At 60.6% G+C, this 3545-nt stretch carries 4 protein-coding genes and 1 pseudogene; 4 read left to right on the forward strand and 1 reads right to left on the reverse strand.

The window, feature by feature from the left end; genetic code table 11:
- Nucleotides 1–199 precede the first annotated feature (199 nt).
- From ACYP5B_RS06250 to ACYP5B_RS06265, 4 genes and pseudogenes are all read left to right on the forward strand, one after another.
- Nucleotides 200–365, forward strand: a pseudogene (locus ACYP5B_RS06250) (paraquat-inducible protein A); the annotation flags it as partial.
- A gap of 429 nt (nt 366–794) precedes the next feature.
- Complete coding sequence (locus ACYP5B_RS06255; RefSeq protein WP_459568982.1) at nt 795–1268, forward strand: hypothetical protein; 474 nt, start codon at nt 795–797, stop codon at nt 1266–1268.
- Between the two features lie 106 nt (nt 1269–1374).
- The gene (locus ACYP5B_RS06260; protein ID WP_318238013.1) at nt 1375–2469 is read left to right on the forward strand and encodes a transporter; all 1095 of its coding nucleotides are present in this window, start codon (nt 1375–1377) and stop codon (nt 2467–2469) included.
- 2 nt (nt 2470–2471) lie between these two features.
- Nucleotides 2472–2675, forward strand: coding sequence for a hypothetical protein (locus tag ACYP5B_RS06265; RefSeq protein ID WP_400094260.1), 204 nt, complete (start codon nt 2472–2474; stop codon nt 2673–2675).
- A gap of 62 nt (nt 2676–2737) precedes the next feature.
- On the opposite strand, the gene ACYP5B_RS06270 is transcribed toward ACYP5B_RS06265, so the two are convergent.
- Nucleotides 2738–3367: a glutathione S-transferase family protein gene (locus ACYP5B_RS06270; protein WP_459568983.1), complete on the reverse strand. Its 630-nt coding sequence runs from the start codon at nt 3365–3367 to the stop codon at nt 2738–2740.
- Nucleotides 3368–3545 lie beyond the last annotated feature (178 nt).

Here is a 3545-nt window from a genome sequence, read left to right on the forward strand (position 1 = left end):
CGGTCGAGCTTCTGGACGAAGGTAGGCAGTGCGCTTTCGGGGAAAGCCGGTGGTGTGCGCAGCACGCTGCGGGGCGGGCGGGTCATGGCGTCTCCTAAATGCCGGACGCCGCCATAGGTGGCATCCGATGTTTCACACGACATTATCGTCATCATGACAATTAAGTCAATATCAAAAAAGACGAGCTGGCGTTTGCCCGCACCGCAGATCGACCTGGCGCATCCGCGAGCAGACCCGACTCTACGCGCTGGTCGAAGTCATCGGCCGGTAGTCCATGCTCGATATCTTCGTGGTGGCGCTGCTGGCCTCACAGGGTGCGGGCCAGAGCGCTGGCCAAGATCACGCCCGGGACCGGGGCCCTTAGCAGCCGGCGTGCAATCGCTTGATCGCTAGATGTGAAACGCCCCGCACACTGGGCACGGCGGGGTGGGCGACCAACCCGCATTTCCGCACCACCTAGGTGTTAACGACACATCCGTCATCCTGACACATACATTATTATTAAATTGATGAGCGACGTTGCTCGCCCCCACACGCCGACGTCGCAAGCGCCGTGGCCCCTTCCTGGCGGCACCAGCATGCACGGCGCCAATCCAAAACCATGACAAACGGACCGCTCTGCGGTTGGAGACCTCATGCCCAAAACGACTGGAGTACTCCGTCAGCCGGAGTCTTGCCCGGAGAGTCGGCTGCCACCTGGCGTGCATACAGATGTCCCCAAGGTGCAATACCGTTCTCCGCTTTTCGCCCGCTTTGCGCGTATCAACAGCGCGAGAATTGTCCACGGACATCCGATGCTGGTCACTTTCGACAAAGGTCTGTTTGTGCGCGTGCGCGGCACCGAGAAGCTGCGTGCAGGTTCGAGCTTTCCACAGGGCTGGGTCCGACCGGCAGAAAGCGGCATCCCGACACTTAGCGACGATTGCCTGGGGCTTGAATGTGCAGTCATCGGATTCGGCTTCGACCCCGCGACGCGGCTGTCTCCTGAGCTAATGGCGCGCTGGTCCTTCGCAGGCGGCAAGGTGTGGCAATGGTGCCAACGTGCTCGGGCGCAGCATCTCGCTCCCAAAGGCCGGCGTCTCGAGGCGCTGGATGCGGTCGTGTTGCCCCGCCTGGCCCCGCTCGACTGGATGGTGGTGGTCCGCCCGGACCGATGCGTGCTCGCCGAAGGCCCGGCCTCCCAGGCCGAACACATTCTCCAGCGTGCCCTTGACCTGATCGAACCGCCACACCTACGCCTCGACATGCGCCTCGTCCAGGCCGCCTGAAGCACTAGTCGCCCCGTAGATAGAAGACAACCTTCCATAGCCAATCCATGGCTCATGGCGGACGGGGCATTTTCCACGCAATCTCAATGACAAGGAGGAGACCCTCGTGCGGCAGATTTCTGTTTATTGTTTTTCCCTCTCGGCAATTGGTTGCCTTGCCAGCATGACCGCGCATGCCGCAGAAGACTTCCAGGTACGGTACAACATAGCAGGCAGCATCGGAGGGGAAATGTTTACACCCCCGGATGCCGCCGGGCTCGCAGTGGGTGTCGCTGCGACTTATATCGACATCAGGAAGGTGACCGGCAACGACGGCAACGTACTGACAAAGCCGGTCCCCGGCGGAGCCATTCCACTTCCCTCCCCGACACCCGTGACAGCGTATCCCACGTATGGCGCCAGTACCGCCCAGATCCATGCCTCAGGCACTTTCAAGCTATTCAACCTTGGCATTGGCTACATTACCGACGCGGACTATGGCGGCGGCCGCCTCGCGTTCGGCGGCGTTCTGCCGTATGGCGCCAAGACACAAACGGTCAGGGCAACGGCCGCAACGCCAGCCGTGCAGGCGAATCCCGCGGTCCCTGCGGCCGCACAGCAGGCCATCGCGAGCCAGTTCGGGGCGGCATATCAGTCAGGCCTTGCCGGCGAGGCAGCCAGTTCCACTGGCGACATATCGGGCATCGGGGACCTGGAGTTGCAAGGCGGCTGGCTCTATACGACTGAGCAACTGCGCGTATTGCTGGGCGCGTCCCTCGTCATTCCGACAGGACGCTACAACGCATCGCCAGCACCCGACATAGGCACTGGTAATTTCTATACGCTGCGGCCGGCGGTGCAAGTGGCCTACCTGCCAACGCCGGATATCGCTCTCACGGCAAAGGTGACCTTGGGCCTGAACACGAAGAATCGGGACAATGACCTCCGCAGCGGAAACTGGATCGGATTGGAGGGCGCGGCGGCATACAAGACCGGGATTGGCGTATTCGGACTGCACACCGTCTTCGCTCAACAGTACCAGGACGACTCGAACAATCCCTGGGGCCCGAGCCGATACCGATCGCTCAATGCCGGTGCGTTCTATACCGCGATGGTGCCTGGCATTGACGCTGCGCTGACGTTGCAATACATGGCGACAACCACTTCGCGAAACGCAAAGGTCGGCAGCTTTACCCAAATCCGCGTGATCAAGATGTTTTGACGATGCCTAAAGAGATCTCCGGCGAATTTGTCGAGAGCCTCGTGCCCGGTGAACGTGCCCGGTGGCACGTAGAGCACGCAGTCTTCGGTGTAGAGTTCCTCGATGGCCTCGCGACGACGTGCTGCATCGCCTTCACCGAAAACCTCCTGAAGGTTGCGATGAAGCAGTTCATGGATACGGTCATTCATAACACTTCTCCTGAGTGATCGACTGCGGACTGAACCAAGTCGCATTGTGTAGATGGCTGAAAAATGGAACGTTGCACGCACTACTGAGCGAGCGCCAAGGTCTTTGCGATGGCGGTGACGACTGCGGGTCGAGCCGAAATCTCGTCATACCAACGAGCGACGAATGGAAACTTGTCGAGGGTCGCGCCAATTGCCTGATGGCGCCACACCCACCCGAAATGGGCGATGTCCGCGACACTGTATGCATCACCAGCAACGTACCGATGATGCTCAAGGCCGAGATTGAGCACGCCCAGCGTCCGGTCAACGTCCGCTAACGCGCGCGCTTGGGCCTCGGGTTGGGGTGACGACTGAATCGCGACCAGAAACGCCTGGAGGAATGCCGGGCTGAGGCCGGATGCGTGGAAGAAGAGCTGCTCGAAGACCTTGCCGCGGCGGAGGCCATCCTTCGGAAGAAGTTGTCCGGTCTTTTCTGCAAGGTAGACCAGGATCGCGGCGGATTCGCTCAGGACCACATCGCCGTCCCCAAGAACGGAAGGGTCGATGAGAACCGGGACTTTTGCGTTGGGATTCATCGCCTTGAAGGCGTCGGTCTTCTGTTCGCCCTGGCGCAGGTCGACGGGAACGAGCCGATAGTCGAGCCCCATTTCCTCCAGTGCTATCGGCACTTTGACGCTGTTAGGCGTAGCGAATGCAAGAACTTCAATCATTTTCGTAACCTTCTCTTTCATTGTGGCGGACTGGAGCGGCTCAAGCCGCTCCAGGACATGTTTCACGAGCGGCGACCGTCGAAGCTGATACGGCCGCCACCGAAGGCGCCCACATGCAGTAGGCCATCCGCCATCGCGATGAGTGGCTGGTCCGAGAGCCGCTGCGCGGCTCTCGGAC

This window comes from Cupriavidus sp. 8B (assembly GCF_054589115.1).